Raw genomic sequence first — 21,105 nt, forward strand, 5'->3', positions numbered from 1 at the left:
GGTCAAGGGCTGGCAAACCTTGCAGCCAGCCCCGTCCACGCCTCTTATTGTTATTGTCCCTGATAGGCTTTGGCGGGGACAACCTGTACCGTTTCGAAAGCATGGTCCAACCGCTCCTTCTGGTGAGCCGTCTCCGCCTCATTCCAGCCCAATCTCTCGGCCATAATATGAAGCACGGATTCGCTAATTTCTTTCGCTCGGGCCACGTTAAAGAACAGCAGTCCGGTGCGCCGAACGATGAAGTCAACGGCAGATGCAGCCATTTCGTTATCGATGCAATAATGCACCTCGGCCATTAGTGCTTTTTGCTCCGTATTGATGGAGCCTTCCTTCTCCCACTCGCGAATATTATTGTATATTACCGGAGTATTGGATCCGTATCGGGAGTACAGGTACGCTGCGGTTTCTCTTGCAAGTCCTAGCTGCTCTCCGTCCTGGATGATGCGCTCCTTGTATTCTTCATAGCTTACACCGCCGGTCTCCCCGCCGCTTATAACCTCCTGATCGGTACTGCAGGGCAGATAACTTCCACCCTCCGCCGACATCAACTGCTTGGCGACCAGGTCAACTACTTTTTCCGCCATTTTGCGGAAGCCGGTCAATTTGCCGCCAGCGATCGTAATAAGCCCGGATTCCGCTACAAAAATTTCATCCTTGCGTGACACTTCGGACGGCTTTTTGCCATCTTCATGGATCAAAGGCCGCAGTCCGGACCACATCGATTCCACGTCGGACGACTTCAGATTCACATTATTAAACGCCGCATTCACGGCATCGATCAAATAATCGCGATCCGCATCCGTCGTTCGCGGCTCTTCGATAGCATCCTTGTAGAACGTATCGGTAGTCCCTATATACGTCTTGCCGTCGCGCGGAATGACGAAGATCATCCGGCCGTCGGGAACGTCGAAGTAAGCGGCCTGACGGATCGGAAGCTTGGCATAATCGACCACAAGATGCACGCCTTTGGTCAGCAGCATTCTTTTGCCAACCACCGCATGGTCCTTCTCCCTGACTTTATCTACCCAAGGTCCGGCCGCATTAACTATCTTTTTAGCATAAATTTCATAGCTTTGTCCCGATAGCTCATCTGTCACCTTCACGCCGACCACTTTGCCAGCTTCATACAGGAATTCGCCGGCTTTGGCGTAGTTGACCAGCTTGGCTCCATTGCGATTCGCACACTTGGCAATCTCCATCGTCAATCGGGCATCATCGGTCCGATACTCGTAATAATAGCCCGACCCTTTCAGACCTTCCGTCTTGAAGAGCGGCTCGATTTGCATCGTTTTTTCCCGGTTGAACATTTTGCGGCGTTCTTTTCTTTTCACTCCGGCCAATAAATCATAGACGTACAAACCGATGGAGGAGGCCAGATACCCGTACGTTCCTCCTTTATAAACCGGCAGGAGCATCGGAGCCGGGATGACAATATGAGGCGCATTGCGATGAAGCAGCGCCCGTTCCCTGCCGACCTCCATGACCAGCTTGACCTCGCCCTGCTTCAAGTACCGCAGCCCCCCATGAACCAGCTTCGTGGAGCGGCTGCTCGTTCCCCAGGCAAAATCATTCATTTCGATAAGCGCCGTCTTCAGTCCTCGCCGGCTGGCATCCCAGGCCGTGCCGACACCCGTGATTCCTCCCCCGATAATCAGCACATCATGCTTCTGCTCCTGCATCGCTTCCAGTATGGAGGTTCGACTTAGAGCTGAAAATGAATTATTCATAGCTGTGAACTCCCCTTCGTTGTGTATTGTCAGCGGAAAATACAAAAGAACCCTTTGGCTAAAACCGTACACCTAAATAAAGGTGCAAGTTCAGCAAAGGGTTCTCTTCTTGTCTCCGCCCATAGCTTTGTGCATCGATACTTTCATTATATCTTACTGCCTTTCAGTTGTCCATAAAAGAGTGGTGCCGGGGAATTTAATGATGACCAGCCTATAGCTTCATTCTCCATAAATCCGGTTCCCCGACCGAGACGGCCAAAGCGCCTGCTTTCAATGCCTCGAGCACCTCTTCCTCCTCCCGGATCAGACCTCCCGCGATGATCGGCAAATCCGTCATTCCGGTTAATTCTCTAATGACTTTGGGCATTATGCCGGGCATAATCTCCACCGCATCCGCTCCGGAGGATCGAATCGCTTTCATTCCATTGCGAATGGCGGTGCTGTCAATCAGGAAAAGCCGTTGAATGGCTTTCATCCCATTCTCCTTCGCCACTCCGATCAAATGATTGCGTGTCGATAGAATACCGTCCGGCTTAATTTGGTTCGCCATATACTGTACGCCGCTCCGATCCGAAGCGATTCCTTCAATGAAATCAAAATGAACAAATGCGTGCTTTCCGTTGTTTTTAACCTTGCCGACCAGCTCACGTAAATTCTCAATCGTGCCCATCATCAGAAAAATGACGTTAACTTCGCTTCCCAGAGCCGTATCCAATTCCTCTTCCGACCTTACGGCAGCAATCACTTGATGCTCGACCATATCGACTATTCGCTCCACAGTCACGCCTCCCGATGGTCCGGGCCTTTGTAGCTAACGATCCCGACCTGCTAGTTCACCTAGTTATTATTGTAGCATAAACCAAGGAAGCTGTTGAAAAAATGATGCTCAACCTGCATATTTGAGGCTATTGCGTTTTATTTTTGGGCTTTCGAAGCACTGAGCGTTCAGGGCAAAATAGATCCAGTTTCACTCTTATTCCGGTTTCACTGGACATTAGGAGATGTAAGTCTTCAGTTACTTTCAATCAGGAGCACGGCCGCTATTCAGTCAGCGTCCCAGACTTTCCTGCTTCAGGCTTTTGACGGTTATCCCCTTTGCTCAGGAAAATGACTCGGTCGGAATTTTCTGTTTATACAAGCAAAAAGCACTGAAGCCCTGCTGCTTCAATGCTCTTCCCATACTATAATTTATTACTCCCGTATTCCTCTAAGTTTAGTCTAATTCTCAGACTTCATTCCCCTTACCCTCATAATTAGACGATTCCCACTTTTCCTGACTCATTGGGATAGTGGTCAAAAGGCCGATGAGGAACAGGTGCAAAATAGGTAAATCCGAGCCCCTTATCTTGACAGCGGCAGCTTCACGCTCTTCCCCGTCGCAATGGATTCATCTATTGCAAAACTGACCTCCATCGTTTTATAGGCGTCCTGGAAATCGCAGCGTGTACGAGTGTCGTTCTGAATAGCTTGAATAAACTCATTGATCTCTTCTTTAAAAGGATGATGCGACACATCTCCGCTATCTGGAGTAATCGTAGGAATGGTGGCGTATTCGGTTTGCCCGGGAAGCTTGTGGCTATAAAACTGATTGTTCATAACTGCCCCCTTCTCCCCGAGTAAGTGAACATTGAATTTGTAAGGGGTCTTGCACTCCAACGAAGAAGAGACCTTCCCGATTCCTCCATTGGCCAGCTTCAGGATCGCAATGGCATTCGGATCAAACTCATAATCTGAATCCGCCCAGGTCCGGCAGCTGTATGCGGTCACTTCTTCCACCTCGCCGGCAAAATATCGAACGGCATCGACGGCATGGCAGCCTGCGGACAATATGCTGCTGCCGCCCAGCTCTTTCGTCCGGCTCCACCGATACTGCCCATATTGGGGCCCGACATGATGCCAATAATCAATCTGTGCCATGAACACCCGACCGATCGCATCATTGTCAATCAAGGCCTTCGTATTTACGAAGGACGGGTTCCAGCGAAGCACAAAACTGGCCACCGTCTTCACCGGATGGGCAGCTAACGCTTCCGCCATACGCCACAATCCCTCCCGGTTCATCGCCAACGGCTTCTCCATCACAATGTGCTTGCCATGCTCGGCAGCAAGAACCGTATACTCAGGACGAATATCCGGGGTGGAGCAAAGCACGATTGCATCTACATTGGAGTCCCGGACGGCGTGCTCATATTGATCCATCACGAGGGCATCTATGCCCAATTCAGCCAGCTTGGCTCTGGCATGCTCCATATGCTTGCTAACGATGGCATACACCTCTGCGTCTGGATTAGCGGCAATCGCCTGCAAATATTCCCCGGCTACCCAACCTGTCCCGGCAACGGCAAAGCGGATTTTTGACATGCTACCTTCTCCTTCATCTTGGTTTTTTAGTCCTCCCTGACCTGAACTGCTCCTGATCATTGCCATGGGCTCAACTTCTCCTGATCCTTTTTCTTAACTTGGGCCCATTATTTTATTCCCTTGTCCATCCTAATGAGATCGAAGCCATTGATTTACGTATTTGATTTTATGCGGCTCCGTGGAAAGGTATGAACTCCCCTGCATATGTACACAATCGGAAAAATGAATGAAGCCTGCCTGGAATGGAAACCTTAAACTTATTAGAAGTGACATCAACGTTTAAGGGGATGAAGAACGATGAAAAAAGCGATGGTCATTTTTTTCTGTCTCTTTCTTATAACCGCTCTTGCCGCTTGCGGGAGCAAGAAGGATAATGCCGGGACGGCAAGTCCAAGTCCAGGGGCACCCAGCGGAGAACCCGGAAAACAGCCGGCGACCACCGTCGATGCCGAAGCTTTATATAAACAGCATTGTCTGGCTTGTCACGGGGCGAACCTGGAAGGAAAGCTGGGAGGCAACACGAATCTGACTAAGGTTGGGGGCAAATTGTCCAAGGAACAGATCGTTACTAAAATTGAGAATGGCGGCAACGGGATGACGGCCTTCAAGAACACTTTGAATAGCGATCAGATCAACGCGCTCGCTGATTGGTTATCCACCAAGAAATAATTTTTGATAACAAGCCGTATATAAAAAAGCAGCAAGCACCCGCGCGTGGAGCGACTGGGTGCTTGCTGTCATCCGTGATTATGGGCTAATTACAGCCCCTTATCGTATATATGGCCTTTCAGCTACAGCAAAGGCGGTAGCCACCGTTTCACTATGAGAGATGCTGAGATGAATATGAATATCTCCCAGGTTCAATCGCTCTAATGATGAAACGGACAAGGTACACTCCGGCTTGCCGTTCGGATCGGGAAGCACTTCAATGTCCTGAAAACCGACCTGCCGGCCGATCCCGCAAGCCAAAGCTTTAGCTACCGCCTCCTTGGCTGCAAAGCGTCCGGCTACATATTCGTGCAATCGGCCCTGGCGATTTTCGGCCAACCGCCGTTCTTCATGCGTAAGAATCCGCTCCACAAATCGAGGCCCGGACGGTTCGCTCATCAGCTTCTTGACCCGGGCAATTTCGATTACATCCGTTCCCACTCCGATAATCACGATGTTCTCCTGCCTTCTCTCTATCGATTAAATTCCCGGTATTTTATTTCGTTTATGCCGGGTGCGGAGATAATGCTGCTCCAGCTTCTCGGCGCTGGCCGGATCAATCGTCTTACCTTCCAAATAACTGTTGTTCTCCTCATAGGTGACGCCAAGCTCCTGCTCATCCGTCTGTCCTTCCCACAAGCCGGCTGTAGGAACTTTATCGATTACGCTTCGCGGAACGCCCAGCTTTTCCGCCAGTTGGCTGATTTGCCTCTTATTCAGGGTGCTGAGCGGATTGATATCGACCGCGCCGTCTCCGTATTTAGTAAAGAAGCCGGTTAACGCTTCCGACGCATGGTCCGTTCCGACAACGATCAGATTCAGCTCGAAGGCCAGCGCATATTGAACGACCATCCTCGTTCTCGCTTTAATATTGCCTTTGCCCGGGATGCTCACATGTTTGTGAATTCCAAGCCCTTTAAGACTATATTCCACTTCCAGAGCGATCTCATCCACCGCTTCCTCAATATTCGTCTCTGTTTTGAAATCAAGCTCAAAAGCCTGTGCCACCGCATAGCTGTCCTCGATGTCGGACTGCTGACCGTAAGGCTGAAACACTCCTAGGGTTTTGTACTCTTTGCCCTCTTCTTGGGTTAATTCGTCAGTGGCCTGTTTGCACAGTCCGGCAGCAACTGCGCTATCCAGTCCGCCGCTAATCGCGATGAGCAGCCCGGACGAGCCGTTATTTTTAACATAGTGTTTAAGAAAATCTACTCTATTGCGAATTTCTTCGTCGACATCGATGACCGGACGCACCCCTAATTCATCGATAATTTGACGCTGCAAGCTCATATCCATTCCCGCCCTTCCAATTTATCCGCTTCTTAAGCTCCACGCTTAGCTTTCCAACCGTCTCTTTTCAACGCTTATTTATGCCTGTTATGATTAGTTTGAGAGATGCCTCCAACAAAATCAAGTGGATTTTTATTCGCTCTTTTGTTAGGATGACTTAAAAAGAAGAACCAACGACTCTATGTCAAGGGACAACACCGAGAAAGAGAGGAGAAGCGGTATGATTGATATCCATTGCCACATTCTGGATGGTGTAGATGATGGAGCAAGTGATCTGAGAGAATCCATCGCCATGGCAAAGGTCGCGCATGAGGACGGAGTTCGCCACATCGTGGCCACCCCCCATTTCAACACCGTGTACCATGTTCCCAAATCTATAACCTATCATAAAGTACGACAGCTTCAGGACGCTTTACAAGAAGCCGGTATTCCGCTGACGGTATCCTGCGGGCATGAAGTCACCTTGAAGGATGCCGAACAATTCTACAAGCAAACGGAAAATAACGAGTACTTTCACTTGAACGAAGAGAAAACGTTCCTGCTCCTGGAGCAGCCTTGGGCCGGATACATGCCGGATTCCTTGGAGGTCATCGACTACTTGATTGCCAATGGAGTGACCCCCATTATCCCCCATCCGGAAAGGCACGTATTCTTCCGTGAAGAGCCCAAGCTGCTGACCGGGCTTATCGAGCGCGGCGCCTGGACCCAGGTATCGGCGGACAGCTTGGCCGGCCGTAATAACGAAGATGCCCGGCGCTTGGCATTATGGCTGCTCGAGAATGACCTTGTGCATACTCTAGGCTCAGATGCCCATAATATTCGACGCAAACCGAATTTGGGAGAAGGCTATCAGATCATCGTCGAACACGCCGGCGAAGCGAGACAACACGAAATCATTCAGCGAATGGCCCTGATCATTCCCGAAGACGGTTCATCGAACAAAAATCCTGTTACGGCCTAATAAGCCTAACAGGATTTTTGTTTAGCAGGCCTATTCTAGCCTTGGCAAAATTCGTTAAAAGCTTGCTTTAAATCAGCCGCGATCATTTCAGCCGACCGATCCTCGATCTGATGACGTTGAATGAAATGAACCAGCTCTCCGTCCTTAAACAAAGCTATGGATGGAGATGAAGGCGGGTATCCCGTAATATATTCACGCGCTTTAGCGGTTGCTTCTTTATCCTGGCCGGCGAATACGGTGAAGAGATGGTCCGGCTTGACCTCATTCTCCAACGCTTGAGCTACCCCCGGACGACATTGGCCCGCCGCGCAGCCGCATACCGAGTTAACTACAAGCAAGGCGGTTCCTTTAGCGTTCTCGAGTTGGTCTACTACTTCCTCCGGAGTCCGAAGCTCCTTCACTCCGATTTGGGTCAGTTGATCCCGCATGGGTTGAACCATATCTCTCATATATGCGTCAAAGGACATTGACATTATCGTTCACTCCTTATGTGCTTTAGTATAATCACTATTTATCATTATACAGCCCCTGAGAGTGAATGCAAAGATACAGTTTGCGGCCTTGTCTCACTTAACTCTCCTCTCCTTCCGATTCCTCCTGGGAGTCTTCATTTGCGGCTTCTTGCCCCTTCTGATAGCCGTAAGCGACATTTTTATCCGGATGCATCATGATCCCGCTTTGTGGAGGAATGCCCTGTTCAAAATAATTGCGGTTCTCCGTCGTCTGAAATCCAATATCTTTAAAGGGGTGAACCCATTGGTCCCCGGCCATCACCGCCGGATCCGTTTCCGTTGACCACTGCTCCAATGGAGAATGCTCTGATTCATAATCGTAATCTCCGATCACTACCCCGAATTCATTGATAAAAGGCTGCTCAGGGCCGCGATTTTTACGAAATTTCGGCAAAAATTCGATCTCGAAAGGATCGAGATCTTCGGACGGGTTCTTGTTGTGAGGCGATTGCTCTTTTTCCTTCATAATCAGACCTCCTAAGTCGAAGGGCGATTAGGTCCGTCGAGCTTCTTGCCCCGCTCCCCATCCAGACTTCGGCCTTTAGCCCGCTGTTCGTTCTGCTTCTGCTGTAATTGCTGTTCTTTAGAGTTATTAGAGTGGTGTTTCATTCGCTTTCAGCTCCTTTTAGCCCCTATTATGCGCCAACTCTGTCCGATTTATGACGCTGCTTCCTTGCTACCCACCCTCCGTTTCATTCTGGCGGCCCATTAGGTACAATAGGAGAATGAGTTTGTGATCTATTGTGAAATGAGGTTCGTTCTATGGACTATGATGTCATCGTTATCGGAGGAGGCCCTTCGGGGCTGATGTCGTGTATTGCTGCAGCGACGCACGGAGCCCGGGTTCTATTGGTGGATAAAGGCAATAAACTGGGACGTAAGCTGGGCATATCTGGCGGCGGCCGATGCAATGTAACCAATGCCAAGCCATTGGATGAAATAATAAGCAACATTCCCGGAAACGGAAAATTTCTGTACAGCGCATTTGCTGAATTCAGCCCCAAGGATATTATCGAGTTCTTCGAAGGGTTAGGGATTCGGCTTAAGGAGGAGGATCGGGGGCGTATGTTTCCGGTATCCGATCGGGCGCAAACCGTCGTTGACGTTTTAATCCGCAAGGTTCGCGAGCTGGGAGTGGAAATTATCGTGAACAGTCCGGTTAAACAGGTGGTTTACGATCAAGGAAAGGCTGCAGGCATCCATTTGAAGACGGGCCAAACGATCTCTTCCTGCAGTGTCATTATCGCTACTGGCGGCAAATCGGTCCCTCATACCGGCAGCACCGGCGATGGTTATCCTTGGGCGGAAGAAGCCGGCCATACCATTACGGACTTATATCCGACGGAAGTTCCCGTTACTTCGGGAGAATCGTTCATTCAAAGCAAGGAGCTTCAGGGGCTTTCCCTGAGAAATATAGCGATGTCCGTTTGGAACAGCAAGGGTAAAAAAATTATCGAGCATGAAGGGGATATGATTTTTACTCATTTCGGCCTTTCGGGTCCGGCTATTCTGCGCTGCAGTCAATTCGTCGTCAAGGAGCTCAAGCGTTCCGGCAAAACAACCGTAAAGCTGACACTCGATCTATTCCCGGATAAGCCGTTCGGGCTGCTGCTGGACGAGCTATGGAACCTGGCCAGGAAAGAGCCGAAGAAAGCGGTCAAGAACGTTCTGAAAATCGCGCTCCCCGACAAAATGATTCCTCTCGTGCTGAAAAAAGCAGGCATTCAAGAGGATGTCACTTATGACAATATCCCAAAACAGCCTTGGGAGGAATTGGCCAAAACAATCAAGGCATTTCCGATCGAGGCAAACGGCACCTTGTCCATTAAAGAAGCTTTTGTGACAGGGGGAGGCGTCCATTTGAAGGAGATCGATCCGCGAACGATGCAATCCAAAATCATGCCGGGCCTGTTCTTTTGCGGGGAAGTGCTGGATATCCATGGATATACCGGTGGCTACAATATCACAGCCGCTTTCGCAACGGGGTACACAGCTGGCAAGAATGCCGCTCAAGTGAGGTGCTGATGGATTGAAACGGATCATTCATGCAGGAAGTATCTCCTATTTGATCGTAGGGCTCGCTGAAGTAGCTTAGGCCCACTCCTTTCTACCTTATTGCTTCATTACGGCAAGAGCTATAGTGACGGGGGCTTGCTCGTTTTCCGCCAATTTTTGGTTATTCATCCGGGGTCTTAATCATGCCGGTCTTGTCGAGGAGGTTATCCAGAAGAGGGGCGCTGGTTGCCAGCTTCGCTCTGCTAACCTTGTCGCAATGGGGATGCGAATCATCTGTTCCCTGGCAAAACCGAGCGGACGACCCGCATCCTAATCGCCTCCTCAGGATTGGGAGGGGCGGTTCTTCCGCTGGGGCTCGGCTGGATGATGGATCATTACTCCCCGCAGACCGCGTGGCTGCTATTGGCTGGCTTCATGGTCGTCATGCTGGTCATTGTCTGCTTTCGCTGGCAGTCGGAAGCGCATAGACCAAGAGCGGAATCTTGCGATCAAGGAACGGGCTATTGAAGGCTTGCCGTTGAAATATAGGTACAAATGCGCAATAGAACCGATGATGAGTGTGTTTTGTACGAAAAATCGTACAATTAGCCGTAGGTATGCCGCGACGGTCCCGTTTTTGTATGAATAATCGTACAAATGGCGCACAAGTTCCGAGAAAGGGGCGTCTTTGTACGAAAAATCGTACAATTAGCCGTGCTTTGCCGCGACGGTCCCGTTTTTGTATGAATAATCGTACAAATAGACACACAATCCGAGTACAGTGAAATAAATGTAAATAACAGAGTGCTTTTTTGCACGTTGATCGTATAAATCGCTTAATAGGCAAAATAAGCGGTACACAAATGGACTTTTTCAACATTCTGAAACTGGGTGCCCCCTGTAAGGATACATTTTACTTTTCCAACAGGCTGATTGCGCTTATTTTGCCCCGAAAGCCCGCCCGAAGTGTGAAATCCTCCAGCTAGTTCGAACAAACCAAACCAAAAATGATGTGGACACCCACAGAGCTCAAGTTGCCAAACATTAGTCGTTTAACAAGCGACCCTAACATAAACGTGGTGCCCAAACCTTTCGCGGCGGGTGCCTGCTGGCGTAGTTTCTGAAGAATCCAGCGATACAACCGCCGAAACTAAACAGGATGCTTAAGTATTGCATTAACCAGGGAAGAGAGTCAAAACCCATCCGCCCACAGCGGCAACCGCTACAACGATCCAGGGCGGTAGCTTGCCATAAACGAGCAGTCCGAAGGCAGCCAGCGCGAGGGCGAAGTCTCTGCCGGTATGAATAGAGCTCGTCCATACCGGATCATAGAGGGCCGCCAGCAAAATGCCTACAACCGCTGCATTAACGGCTGCCAAAGCTCCTCTCATGGCGGTATTTCGTCTCAGCCTCTCCCAATAAGGAAGGGTGCCGACGACGAGCAGGAAGGCCGGCAGAAAAATAGCGGCCGTAGCTAGCACCGCGCCCATCCAACCATGGATGACCATCCCCAGGTAAGCCGCAAACGTAAAGAGCGGTCCGGGTACGGCCTGTGCCGCTCCATAACCCGCCAGAAACTGTTCCCGGGTAACCCAGCCCGACGGCACCACTTCTTGTTCCAGCAGCGGAAGGACGACATGGCCTCCCCCGAACACCAGGGACCCGGAACGATAGAAGCTATCGAGCACAGCGAGCCACTCCAGGCTCGTGTAGGATCGGAGAAGCGGCAGCAGGATAAGGAGCAGGAAGAAAGCAGTGAGCCAGCCTGCGCCGCTTTTCTTATGGAGCGGCAGTGAAAGCATTGGCCCCGCATCTTCTTGGGCACTTCTATAAAATAACCAGCCAATGCTGCCTGCAACAAGCAAGAGGATCACCTGAATCCAAGCCGAAGACACTAGTAAAGATATTATCGCTGTACCCAGTACAATAAGCAGCCTGCCGCGATCTGGCGCCAGACTTCTGCCCATCCCCAGAACCGCTTGTGCTACAATGGCGACAGCGGCAACTTGAAGGCCGTGAACCCACCCTGTCTCTCCCCAACCGAACGCTTCCACAAAATAAGCAAATAGAATCATAAGAAGAACGGAAGGGAGAGTAAACCCGAGCCATGCCGCCAAGGCTCCCGGCAGGCCACCCCTCATCAGTCCGATGCCAATCCCCACCTGAGAACTGGCCGGACCCGGCAAGAACTGGCACAGAGCAACCAGATCGGCATAGCTTCGGTCATCCAGCCATCCCCGGCGCTCTACATATTCATTGCGAAAATACCCTAAATGAGCCACCGGCCCTCCGAATGAAGTCAGTCCCAGCTTCGCCGATACCATTCCTATCTCCAATAAAGAATATCGAGAGGGCTCTTTGGATTTATGATGGTGATGAGCTTGCTCCAATCTATTCCCCCGCTTTCACAGGCTAATTCGTATTTTATGGCGTTAATCATACATTACTATAACAAAAATGAAAACAGCCCCAACCGAAAAAGGATCGGTCCAGGCTGACATTCACCAATAACTTAATATACTTTCATTGATCTCTCGTATTCTTTACTCTCCCCGTTAGCCAGGGTAACCCGTACCTCCACCGTCCATTCGCCGGGAAAAGCCAGAGAGGAGCCCTCATTGTCATAAACATACTGGGTATAACCGGGAAACCATCCCTGTTCCTTGTTAGCGGAAGACGGCTGCAGAGGAATCTGAATCGGTTCAATGCCTTCTTCATTAATATGTTTAAGAATCATTTGAACCTTCTCCGGCTCTTCTTCTTCCTTCGGAACCCAGACTTGAACCGTGAAAGTATTGCGAGAGCCCGGAATGTTCGGAGCTATCTTGGCAGACATGTGAAGCTCTTCCCCCATCTCATGCCAATTGAGCGGCTTATTCGGCGGCAGCGGATTAAGTGCGGTCAACACACCGACAATAGAAACAATGAGAACCATTAAGCCGATTTCGATTTTGACGGCTGTCATCAGCGAGCTGAACTTCTTTTTCTTGATGAACCGCCTCAGAATGACACCCGCCACCATAACTACAAGAACCAGACCCGCTTTGATCAACAGGGTAGTCCCCCATTGGGTATATAACAAATATTTCGGATTAGGAAGAAACAGGAGCAGGATAAAGACTCCCGACAGCACCAGCAGAATCATGCTGTCCAGCGCCAGGAATGAAAACTGCGGCAGGAACTTCAGCGCATGCTCTCTGTTTTTCCGCCAATGGGCGGCAAGATATAACAGCCCGCCGACCCACACGGCCGCGGCTAATAAATGGATTAAATCGATCAGCACTGCATTTTTTCCATCTACCAGTCCGTTGGCGTGGCCATTAAAGCTTTTGGCCGCAAGCAGCAGAACGAGCCATAGAACATCGACTAATCTGGAGCGGTTAAGAATAACAAAGCCCAATAAAGACAGCCCGAGTGAGACCATCCAGGAAATCGCTGTCGTTGTCCCCAAGAAGGACACAAGATTGTCCGATGTCCATTCTCCGATGGCCGGAGGCATCTCCACTGCGATTAACAAAATAAGCGCCAACAAATAAACCCGCTGCAAGGTCAGGGACCAGCCCCGATCTATCTGGATGACCGACTCGGATGGTTTTCGATAAAATAGCCGCCAGAATACCCAGCCGGTTACACATAACATGCTGATATAATAGATCATTCTGACCAGATAGCCGGCGTAATCCATCCATCCCATTTGCCAGGAGAGCTTGCCGGACCCGGACAACGCCGCTCGTTGGGCCGCCAATTGCGCGAGATCCGGCTCTCCGACGGTGAATACGTAAGATCCGGTAACAGGATGGCCATCCTTCGACGTAACCCTGTAGGTGACCGTGTAGGTTCCATTCTGCATTCCCGGAAGCTCCAAGCTCAACTCCCGATTATCCCCACTTAGAACAGCTTTCTGATTGGTCACTTCATTCTTGCGATAATCCACTACTTTAATTTGAGAATTCGGCTCTAGCTGTTGATTAAAGGTAAGCACTATTCTCTCCGGAGAAACGTCCATCTGGCTTTCCGCTTCCGGAACCGACTGGATCAAAGAAGCATGAGCCAACACTTGCTGAGGCAGTATGAACAGCATGAGAAGAACTATAATGAACCAGCGTCTTGCATTAAGCAATGGCTACGATCCCCTTCCTGCCTTGAAAAATTGCTTCTGGATGTCACTTTTGTATGATTGTCCCCTGCTGCTGAAGGAACCGGACACTTGCAGACTCCATACTACATCTTATCACCATATCGAATAACTTGACCAGAAGGTATGGCTCGTTCGGGCTATATGATTGAACTTTCCATGACAAAACGCACAAATAGCCGAACCAGATTTCGCCGGTTCGGCTGCCGTCCGCCGCCCGCCCTTAACAGGGCAGGTCCTCATGTTAACTACTTAATCTACAATTTACGGTTATTGTTCCGATCCACTCATACGGTCAGGGTCATGATGATTCCTTTTTTCGTTTTGCCCAGCTTCAAATGATCCCAGATACCGGGCTTGTCCGAAATCACTTCAATTAATTCACCGTTATCGTCATAAATATAGATGACATTATTGCGGTCGAACTCCGTGTCACATTGAACACAGTACCAGTGCTTGATGGATGATATAAAATTAACATTATGTTTTTTCTGACAGACCGGGCATTTCTTCGTTTCCTGCTTCTGTTTCCTTCTCCTTGATTTGGCGCTTCCTGAGCTTGTTTCTGGAGGCTTCGCCGCAGTTTTCACTTGGAATTTATCCAACCAGGACTTAACGGTTTGTGGTGCGCTGCTTATCATGTGCCTTCCTCCTTTTCATTGAAATGCCAGGGACAATTCAACTAATTTCCTATAGCATACCTTTTCAACCTTAAAGACAAATTAAAAAAATGTGACTAAAAAGTACACATTTTCTTAAATATTTATTAAGATTTGAGTTAAATGCCCGTTTTCGGTCAAATTCGGGCTGTTAGCCTACCTTGGATGACGTGCCTATCTCTTTAGGTCATTTTTCGCCTAGGAGAAGGGTAACAGTGTTTAACTGTATTTAGTGAAGGTAAATTGAAGCGAATGGGGCAAATGAACTGGACTAGATGGAAAAACCGCGTTTAAAATGGAGGTTTTTTGCTGATATCCTTCTTTCGGCATAAAATAGATGGAGATTTTCCACTTCGTTTTCGTTTTTAACCCCCAACGGAGCAAACTAGCTGCATGAAATCCATTTAGTTGTCAATCCATGTAGTCGACGATGCATTTAGTTGTTATATTTTGCAACCATTTAGCCATCTATGCTCAGTGGGGTGCCGCGAGGCGGTTGTTCTTCTCTCCGTGCTCCATCCCCATAGTACCTTTCGTATAGCTCCAGAGCCTCCGCTCTTTGCTCTTCACAGCCATAGAACATATTTTTCATAAGCGTTTTTTTTCGTTTTATTGAAAAGGGCTTCTTGGGGCTAAGCATAGTAAGCCTCTCTTCCTTTGTTTCGTTCCACAACCGGTACGCCAGCTCATCCCTGTCCGGACAGTACCCTATAAACCGGGAGGGACGGAAACGCAATCCGGCAAATAACGGAAGGTTCTCGGGCAGCGCCGCGCCGCATTGTTCTCGCACGATCTCCTCGAGCGTTCTTTCTTTCTCAAAGGTGACCGCAATCGCCTGACAAATTCGCGATTCCCAGGCGGGATGCAGCTTGCCGTGATGAGAAGTAATTCTTTTTCTCGATATTCTTGTTAAATCGGATACGAGCAAGGTGGTACAGCCCTGCGGCAGGCCGCGCAGCTTCCCGACCGGGAAGACATTGGCATGCTCCGTCTTCCTCTGGCTGGTGGCCGGGATGACGGTGATGTCTTCGAAATACGGATTGTCTTCCCAGACTATGGCGTAATGCCCCCCGCTATATTCGGAGCCGACACCTGAAAATTTACAATGGACGATGTCCCTCCGCTCGTAGTGGGGAGTATATTTTCCGCGGGAGTCCTTGGTCAGCTTCACTTGCTCGCATTCCGAAAATAATTTTAATTTAGTAAACCACAGAGGACCTGTCGTATGGATCATAGAGATTAGGCTCTCTTCTGATCCCTCTGCCGCTCCAAGCATTCCATGCTTTCCCAGCGGCATCTCGACAGCATGGCCTTGCGGTGGTTCAGCCTCCATCGGGAGCATAGAATGGTCCACGATCACCGGCTCCTTTTCTCTAAACAGTTATAGAGGTCATTTGTAGTGAATTAGTTTGCCGGTGAATCGTCTTTTTTATTCAATATAGAAGGCGATTTGCCCACTCCCCGCATGGATCTCCTCCATCTCTTCGACACGGCGGAATTCCAGCTCCGAGATCAGCACTCCCTCCTGGAGCACCGACTCAAAGCGGCGAATAGCGCGCTCCCCTTCTGCATCTGCATGGACAAGCAGACGCACCCGTCTGTCAATCGGGAGCTGCAGCTTCTTCCGCTTATCCTGCACTGCCCTGATCAGCTCGCGCACCGTTCCTTCCTGAAGAAGCTCGGGGGTTAGGCGAGTGTCCAGCGTGACGGTAATTCCCGATCCTGAAGCGGCAGCGAAGCCTTCTTTGGTACGGGTCTCTACAATAAGCTCTTCCAGAGAGACTCTCATCGTTGTGCCACCGTTCTCCCATTCGAAGCTCCCCTGCTCCAGCCCTTGTTGAATTTGAGCCGGATTTAAGCCTTGCAGGTATGGCTGGATGTCGTTCGCCAACTTGCCGAATTTGGGACCGGCCAATTTCCAGTTCAGCTTAACCGTCTGATCGACAAATTCATTGTGATTTCCGGTTAAAGTTACCGTCTTCACGTTGATTTCTTCTCTGATCATCTCCTCATAAGGAAGAAGATCAAAGGCAAAATCGAGCGTCACCGCAAGCCCGGACAACGGTTGTCTTGTCTTGATTCCGGTATCGTTGCGCACGCTGCGGGCCAGTTCAACGATTTTACGGGCGGTCGCGATTCCTTGCTCCAATTCGGGAGAGATCCACGCCTCCTCCGGCGCCGGGAAAGCAGCAAGATGGACGCTCTCTCCTCCTCCGTTCAAGTTGAGGTACAAATCCTCCGCCAAGAACGGAGCGAAAGGAGCGATCATTCGGCTGACGGTAAGCAGCACGGTCCGCAGCGTCTGATAAGCGGAAATTTTGTCATCTGTCAGCCCATGTCCCCAATAGCGGTCACGAGAGCGACGAATGTACCAGTTGCTCAGCTCATCGATGAACGCTTCTATGCTTTTGGCCGGATTAAGGAAGTCGTATCCTTCGAGTCCGCGAACCGTATCCTTAAGCGTGCTGTTCAATCTGGAAAGAATCCAGCGGTCCAGTTGATGAACCGGCCTCTCTTCCGGATGCTCCTCCGGCCGGAAGTCGTCAATCGTCGCATAAAGAACATAGAAGGAATGAGCGTTGGTCAACGTATCGATTACCTTCGATTTAGCTTCGGCGACTAGAGACTTCGTAAAGCGCTTATTGTTCCAAGGGGCGCTGTCTGCTAGTAGTGCCCAGCGAAAAGCATCCGCTCCGAACTCCTCAATGATTTCCCACGGATTAATTACATTCCCTTTGCTCTTGGACATTTTCTGACCATTCTCGTCCAGAATATGTCCTGTCGACATAACTGCCTTATAAGGAGCCTGGCCGTTCAACAGGGTAGAGACCGCCAGCAGGCTGAAGAACCAGCCCCGGGTCTGATCAATCCCTTCGCAGATCATGTCAGCAGGATACTGCTCTGCAAACTGCTGCTTATCGCCAAACGGATAATGATATTGTGCAAAGGGCATTGAGCCGCTGTCAAACCACACATCAATCACTTCCGGGGTGCGTTCCATCACCCCGGCACATTGCGGACAAGTCAATTGGACTTCGTCCACATAGGGCTTGTGCAGTTCCATCTCGCTGTCCAGAGGGGTGACCGACCGGCGGCGCAGGTCCTCCCTGGACTCGGGTGTATATTCACATTCGCAATCCCGGCAGATCCATACGTTGAGAGGAGTCCCCCAGTACCGATTGCGGCTTATATTCCAATCGATCAACTCCTCGAGAAATTTGCCGAACCGCCCATCCCGGAGATGCTCCGGATACCAGCGTACGTTCTGATTGTTCTCGATCAGCTGTTCCTTCACCGCTGTGGTCCGGATAAACCAGCTTTCCATGGCGTAATAAAGCAGGGGCGAATGGCAGCGCCAGCAGAAGGGATAACTGTGCTCATACCGTTCCTTGGAGTACAGAAGGTTCCGGGCTGCTAAATCTTTAACAATATCGACGTCGCAATCTTTGACGAAACGTCCGGCCAATGGAGCAACCGCCTCTATATACCGGCCAGAGGCATCCACAACCTGGAGCATGTCGATATTATTATGTCGACAAGCGCGATAGTCGTCCTCTCCATGAGCCGGAGCGATATGAACGATCCCCGTACCGCTTGTATCGCTTACGAATTCCGCGCCGATGACGACATGCCCCTTATTCAGCGGAGCAAAGGCAAATGGAGGTTGATAGGCCGTCCCGATGAACTCGGCACCGGAATGAACGGACAGCACCTCGTAATCGCCGTTCATAACTTGTTCTGCGAGAGTTTCCGCGACGATATATACTTCCTCCCCTTGCCGGACCCGGGCGTACGCGAGGTCAGGGTTAACGGCCAAAGCCGTATTGGCCGGAAGGGTCCACGGAGTTGTCGTCCAAGCCAGGAAGATGTCCCCGGATTGCTTGGACACAAATTTCACAGTAGCGCTCAAATCTTTAACGTCCTCATAGCCTTGAGCAACCTCATGGGAACTGAGCGAGGTCTGGCAGCTCGGACAGTATGGACTGACGCGATGCCCCCGATAGAGCAAGCCCTTATGGTGGATTTGGGACAAAATATACCATACGCTCTCGATATAATCGTTAGTTAACGTCACATAGGGATTATCCAGGTCAGTCCAATAGCCAATCGCCTCCGTCAAGTCCCGCCATTGCTTTTCATACTCGAATACGCTCGATTTGCATTGGCGGACAAATTCAGCGACTCCGTAATGCTCAATTTCCTGCTTGCCGGAAATGCCGAGCTGCTTCTCCACTCCGAGCTCGACGGGAAGCCCGTGCGTATCCCAACCGGCTTTGCGGATGACCCGGTATCCGGTCATCGTCTTATAACGGCCGATGAAATCTTTGATCACCCGGCCGAGCACGTGTCCAATATGCGGAGCCCCATTCGCCGTAGGCGGTCCTTCATAAAAAACAAAATTCCGCTTGTCCGCAGCAGCCTCCGTCGATTTAGCGAACGTTCCTTTGTCCGCCCACTCCTTCAGAATGCGCCGCTCCCGCTCCCGCGCATTTTCCCTAACGTCTACCGGCTTCATCCTGGCCTCCCCTTTCTTTAATTTTATTTTCAAGGTCAAATTAATAAATTGAACAGGACCGGATCTTTATTGAGCTCCGTGTACTGGAAGCCTTTCTTTTCCATTCTTTCAATTAAGGGAACATAATCCTCCCGGCATTTCAATTCAATCCCGACCAGCGCCGGTCCATTATCTTTATTATGTTTTTTCGTATATTCAAACCGGGTAATATCATCGTTCGGCCCAAGCACATGGTCCAGAAACTCCCGGAGAGCGCCAGCCCGCTGCGGAAAATTGACGGTAAAATAATGCTTCAGCCCCTCGTAAATCAGCGACCTCTCTTTAATTTCCTGCATCCGGTCGATATCATTATTGCCGCCGCTGATGACACAGACGACGTTCTTGCCGCGGATTTGCTCCCGATACAGATCCAACGCTGCTATGGGCAGTGCGCCGGCCGGCTCCGCAACGATAGCATTTTCGTTATACAAATCGAGAATGCTTGTGCACACCTTTCCTTCCGGAACAAGCAGCACATCATCTAGCACTTCTCTACAGATAGCGCTGGTCAATTCCCCTACCCGTTTGACCGCAGCTCCATCCACGAACTTATCCATGTTCTCCAGTGTGACCGGCTCATTGTTAGCAATCGCTTCACTCAAGGAAGGAGCGCCGGCTGGCTCGACGCCGATCACTTTGGTCGCGGGGCTAATCGTTTTAACATAGGTGCCCACACCTGCCGCCAGACCACCGCCACCGACGGTTACAAAAATATAATCCGCCCCGCCGTCCATGCTCTCTAATATTTCCATCCCTACCGTGCCGTTGCCGGCAACGATCTTCGGATCATCAAACGGGTGAATGAAGATCATCCCGGACTGCTCGCACGTTTGAACGGCTTCCGCATAGGCATCGTCAAACGTATCCCCGGTCAAAATAACTTCAACATAAGATCCCCCGAATAATTTGACCTGGGTAACTTTCTGCCTTGGCGTCGTGCTCGGCATAAAGATTTTGCCTTGAATTTGCAAAGCATTGCAGGAAAAAGCGACTCCCTGCGCATGGTTGCCGGCACTCGCGCAGACGATCCCGCGGGCACATTCTTCAGCGGACAGCGTGCGAATCCAGTGATAAGCTCCACGGATTTTGAAGGAACGGACGACCTGCAAATCTTCCCTTTTCAAGTACACGTTGCAATCATAACGATCGGACAGAATTTTATCCCTCTGCAGCGGAGTCCGTACAATAACTTCTTTCAGCACATGATGGGCATATACGATATCTTCCATGCCTACGGTGTTTTTCGTGTTCATTTGATTCATCATTATCCCCTTCTTTACCAATAGTCCTTCGGAAGGTAGGAATACAAAGCCAAAACTCGCCCTGGAGCTCCCTTTCTTTCTCCACCCCCGAATCCAAATAAAAAAGTCCCGTCCCCGACAAGGGACGAGACTTAAGCTCGCGTTACCACCCTAATTCCGCCGTGCCGGAATATAAGCATAATATCCGAAAAAAGCACTGCGGCGCTCAACAACGTACTATCATACGCGTTCCTTGTAACGGCGGACTCCCGGTAAAGCTTACTCACAAAGTTCAGCTTTACTTCTCAGAGATGATTTTCGGCTATGTTCTGAACGTTGGCTTTCAGCGGAGGCGCCAACTCTCTGGGGAACAAAATCACAGCTTACTCTTTCTCTTCAACGAATTTATCAGAAAATTAATTTAATAATAGTTATACCGTGTTTTTAAGGCGGTGTCAATGGTCTACAAATGGATGCCGGCGGAAAAATGATCATAGTCGTCCCCCGATGGATCAAACACTGAAGGTTGCCCATCCTCTGCTTGATTCGCCGGATCGGCAGCACCCTGCTGCAAATAGCTGTCAGGCCAGTCTTCATTTACCGTATGAGCAGGAATCGAAATTCCATCCATGCCATAAGCGGAGGCAAGCACTCGTTCCTCTTGCCCGCGGTGGGTTTCTTGCAGCCTTCCCCCATGGGCCTGGGCAATTTCCAAAGCAGAGGTAAGATCCCCGCGCTCTACCTGAATGCTAACCACCAGCTTGCTTTTGTAGCCCAGCTCATTCAACATATCGCAGGCCTGGACGGCCGATCCAGGGTGATCGAATTCGAAGGAAACCGCATTTGCATTTTCCATTAAGTCCACTCCTAATCCAACAATTTTATAGAGATTGTCTTCAATAAATCCCTTTGTCTTCACTTACTTATAGGGCTTATTTTCGATTAGGTTAACCGTTTGGAG

19 protein-coding genes and 1 other annotated feature are annotated in these 21,105 nt (G+C 50.0%); of the genes, 4 read left to right on the top strand and 15 right to left on the bottom strand.

Annotated features, from left to right (window positions below; genetic code table 11):
• Window positions 1–50: 50 nt before the first annotated feature.
• The 3 genes from KJS69_RS19470 to KJS69_RS19480 all read right to left on the bottom strand — a co-directional run bounded on the left by KJS69_RS19470 (window position 51) and on the right by KJS69_RS19480 (window position 4,088).
• Window positions 51–1,727 carry a glycerol-3-phosphate dehydrogenase/oxidase gene (locus tag KJS69_RS19470; RefSeq protein WP_213585449.1) on the bottom strand — a complete coding sequence of 559 codons (1,677 nt, stop codon included), beginning with the start codon at window positions 1,725–1,727 and terminating at the stop codon, window positions 51–53.
• 211 nt (window positions 1,728–1,938) lie between these two features.
• Window positions 1,939–2,505, bottom strand: a complete 567-nt coding sequence (locus KJS69_RS19475; protein WP_213585450.1) for a glycerol-3-phosphate responsive antiterminator — start codon at window positions 2,503–2,505, stop codon at window positions 1,939–1,941.
• 563 nt (window positions 2,506–3,068) lie between these two features.
• Window positions 3,069–4,088: a Gfo/Idh/MocA family protein gene (locus KJS69_RS19480; RefSeq protein ID WP_213585451.1), complete on the bottom strand. Its 1,020-nt coding sequence runs from the start codon at window positions 4,086–4,088 to the stop codon at window positions 3,069–3,071.
• Window positions 4,089–4,385: 297 nt separating this feature from the next.
• Here KJS69_RS19480 and KJS69_RS19485 point away from each other — a divergent pair, with 297 nt between their 5' ends.
• Entirely contained in the window at window positions 4,386–4,757 is a 372-nt protein-coding gene (locus KJS69_RS19485; RefSeq protein ID WP_213585452.1) for a c-type cytochrome, read from the top strand.
• 99 nt (window positions 4,758–4,856) lie between these two features.
• Here the strand turns inward: KJS69_RS19485 and acpS are convergent, their stop codons facing one another.
• A complete protein-coding gene (acpS, locus tag KJS69_RS19490) occupies window positions 4,857–5,249 on the bottom strand; it encodes a holo-ACP synthase (RefSeq protein WP_213585453.1) in 393 nt (130 codons plus the stop codon).
• Between the two features lie 27 nt (window positions 5,250–5,276).
• The gene (nadE, locus tag KJS69_RS19495; protein WP_213585454.1) at window positions 5,277–6,086 is read right to left on the bottom strand and encodes an ammonia-dependent NAD(+) synthetase; all 810 of its coding nucleotides are present in this window, start codon (window positions 6,084–6,086) and stop codon (window positions 5,277–5,279) included.
• Between the two features lie 220 nt (window positions 6,087–6,306).
• Between nadE and KJS69_RS19500 the strand changes: the two genes are divergently transcribed.
• On the top strand, window positions 6,307–7,047 hold the full coding sequence (locus KJS69_RS19500; protein ID WP_213585455.1) for a tyrosine-protein phosphatase: 741 nt from the start codon (window positions 6,307–6,309) through the stop codon (window positions 7,045–7,047).
• 35 nt (window positions 7,048–7,082) lie between these two features.
• Here KJS69_RS19500 and KJS69_RS19505 read toward each other — a convergent pair whose 3' ends face one another.
• From KJS69_RS19505 to KJS69_RS30025, 3 genes are all read right to left on the bottom strand, one after another.
• The gene (locus KJS69_RS19505) at window positions 7,083–7,520 is read right to left on the bottom strand and encodes a BrxA/BrxB family bacilliredoxin (RefSeq protein ID WP_213585456.1); all 438 of its coding nucleotides are present in this window, start codon (window positions 7,518–7,520) and stop codon (window positions 7,083–7,085) included.
• Between the two features lie 97 nt (window positions 7,521–7,617).
• Window positions 7,618–8,025, bottom strand: a complete 408-nt coding sequence (locus KJS69_RS19510; protein ID WP_213585457.1) for a DUF3905 domain-containing protein — start codon at window positions 8,023–8,025, stop codon at window positions 7,618–7,620.
• 11 nt (window positions 8,026–8,036) lie between these two features.
• On the bottom strand, window positions 8,037–8,168 hold the full coding sequence (locus KJS69_RS30025; protein ID WP_283777477.1) for a hypothetical protein: 132 nt from the start codon (window positions 8,166–8,168) through the stop codon (window positions 8,037–8,039).
• A 153-nt stretch (window positions 8,169–8,321) separates the two neighbouring features.
• Here KJS69_RS30025 and KJS69_RS19515 point away from each other — a divergent pair, with 153 nt between their 5' ends.
• Window positions 8,322–9,584: a BaiN/RdsA family NAD(P)/FAD-dependent oxidoreductase gene (locus KJS69_RS19515; protein WP_213585458.1), complete on the top strand. Its 1,263-nt coding sequence runs from the start codon at window positions 8,322–8,324 to the stop codon at window positions 9,582–9,584.
• Window positions 9,585–9,938: 354 nt separating this feature from the next.
• Complete coding sequence (locus KJS69_RS19520) at window positions 9,939–10,082, top strand: hypothetical protein (protein WP_213585459.1); 144 nt, start codon at window positions 9,939–9,941, stop codon at window positions 10,080–10,082.
• A gap of 647 nt (window positions 10,083–10,729) precedes the next feature.
• On the opposite strand, the gene chrA is transcribed toward KJS69_RS19520, so the two are convergent.
• The 7 genes from chrA to KJS69_RS19555 form a co-directional block, all read right to left on the bottom strand.
• On the bottom strand, window positions 10,730–11,878 hold the full coding sequence (chrA, locus tag KJS69_RS19525) for a chromate efflux transporter (RefSeq protein WP_213585491.1): 1,149 nt from the start codon (window positions 11,876–11,878) through the stop codon (window positions 10,730–10,732).
• Window positions 11,879–12,066: 188 nt separating this feature from the next.
• Window positions 12,067–13,674, bottom strand: coding sequence for a copper resistance CopC/CopD family protein (locus KJS69_RS19530; RefSeq protein ID WP_213585460.1), 1,608 nt, complete (start codon window positions 13,672–13,674; stop codon window positions 12,067–12,069).
• 302 nt (window positions 13,675–13,976) lie between these two features.
• On the bottom strand, window positions 13,977–14,330 hold the full coding sequence (locus KJS69_RS19535; protein WP_213585461.1) for a hypothetical protein: 354 nt from the start codon (window positions 14,328–14,330) through the stop codon (window positions 13,977–13,979).
• A 478-nt stretch (window positions 14,331–14,808) separates the two neighbouring features.
• Window positions 14,809–15,702: a type II toxin-antitoxin system PemK/MazF family toxin gene (locus KJS69_RS19540; RefSeq protein ID WP_213585462.1), complete on the bottom strand. Its 894-nt coding sequence runs from the start codon at window positions 15,700–15,702 to the stop codon at window positions 14,809–14,811.
• 75 nt (window positions 15,703–15,777) lie between these two features.
• Window positions 15,778–18,864, bottom strand: coding sequence for an isoleucine--tRNA ligase (gene ileS, locus KJS69_RS19545; protein WP_213585463.1), 3,087 nt, complete (start codon window positions 18,862–18,864; stop codon window positions 15,778–15,780).
• Between the two features lie 35 nt (window positions 18,865–18,899).
• Window positions 18,900–20,165: a threonine ammonia-lyase IlvA gene (ilvA, locus tag KJS69_RS19550; protein WP_213585492.1), complete on the bottom strand. Its 1,266-nt coding sequence runs from the start codon at window positions 20,163–20,165 to the stop codon at window positions 18,900–18,902.
• A gap of 117 nt (window positions 20,166–20,282) precedes the next feature.
• Window positions 20,283–20,553: a binding site (T-box leader), on the bottom strand.
• A 54-nt stretch (window positions 20,554–20,607) separates the two neighbouring features.
• Complete coding sequence (locus KJS69_RS19555) at window positions 20,608–21,000, bottom strand: hypothetical protein (RefSeq protein ID WP_213585464.1); 393 nt, start codon at window positions 20,998–21,000, stop codon at window positions 20,608–20,610.
• Window positions 21,001–21,105: the final 105 nt, after the last annotated feature.

The sequence above is a fragment of the Paenibacillus sp. J2TS4 genome (genome assembly GCF_018403245.1).
Taxonomy (GTDB): Bacteria; Bacillota; Bacilli; order Paenibacillales; family NBRC-103111; genus Paenibacillus_L.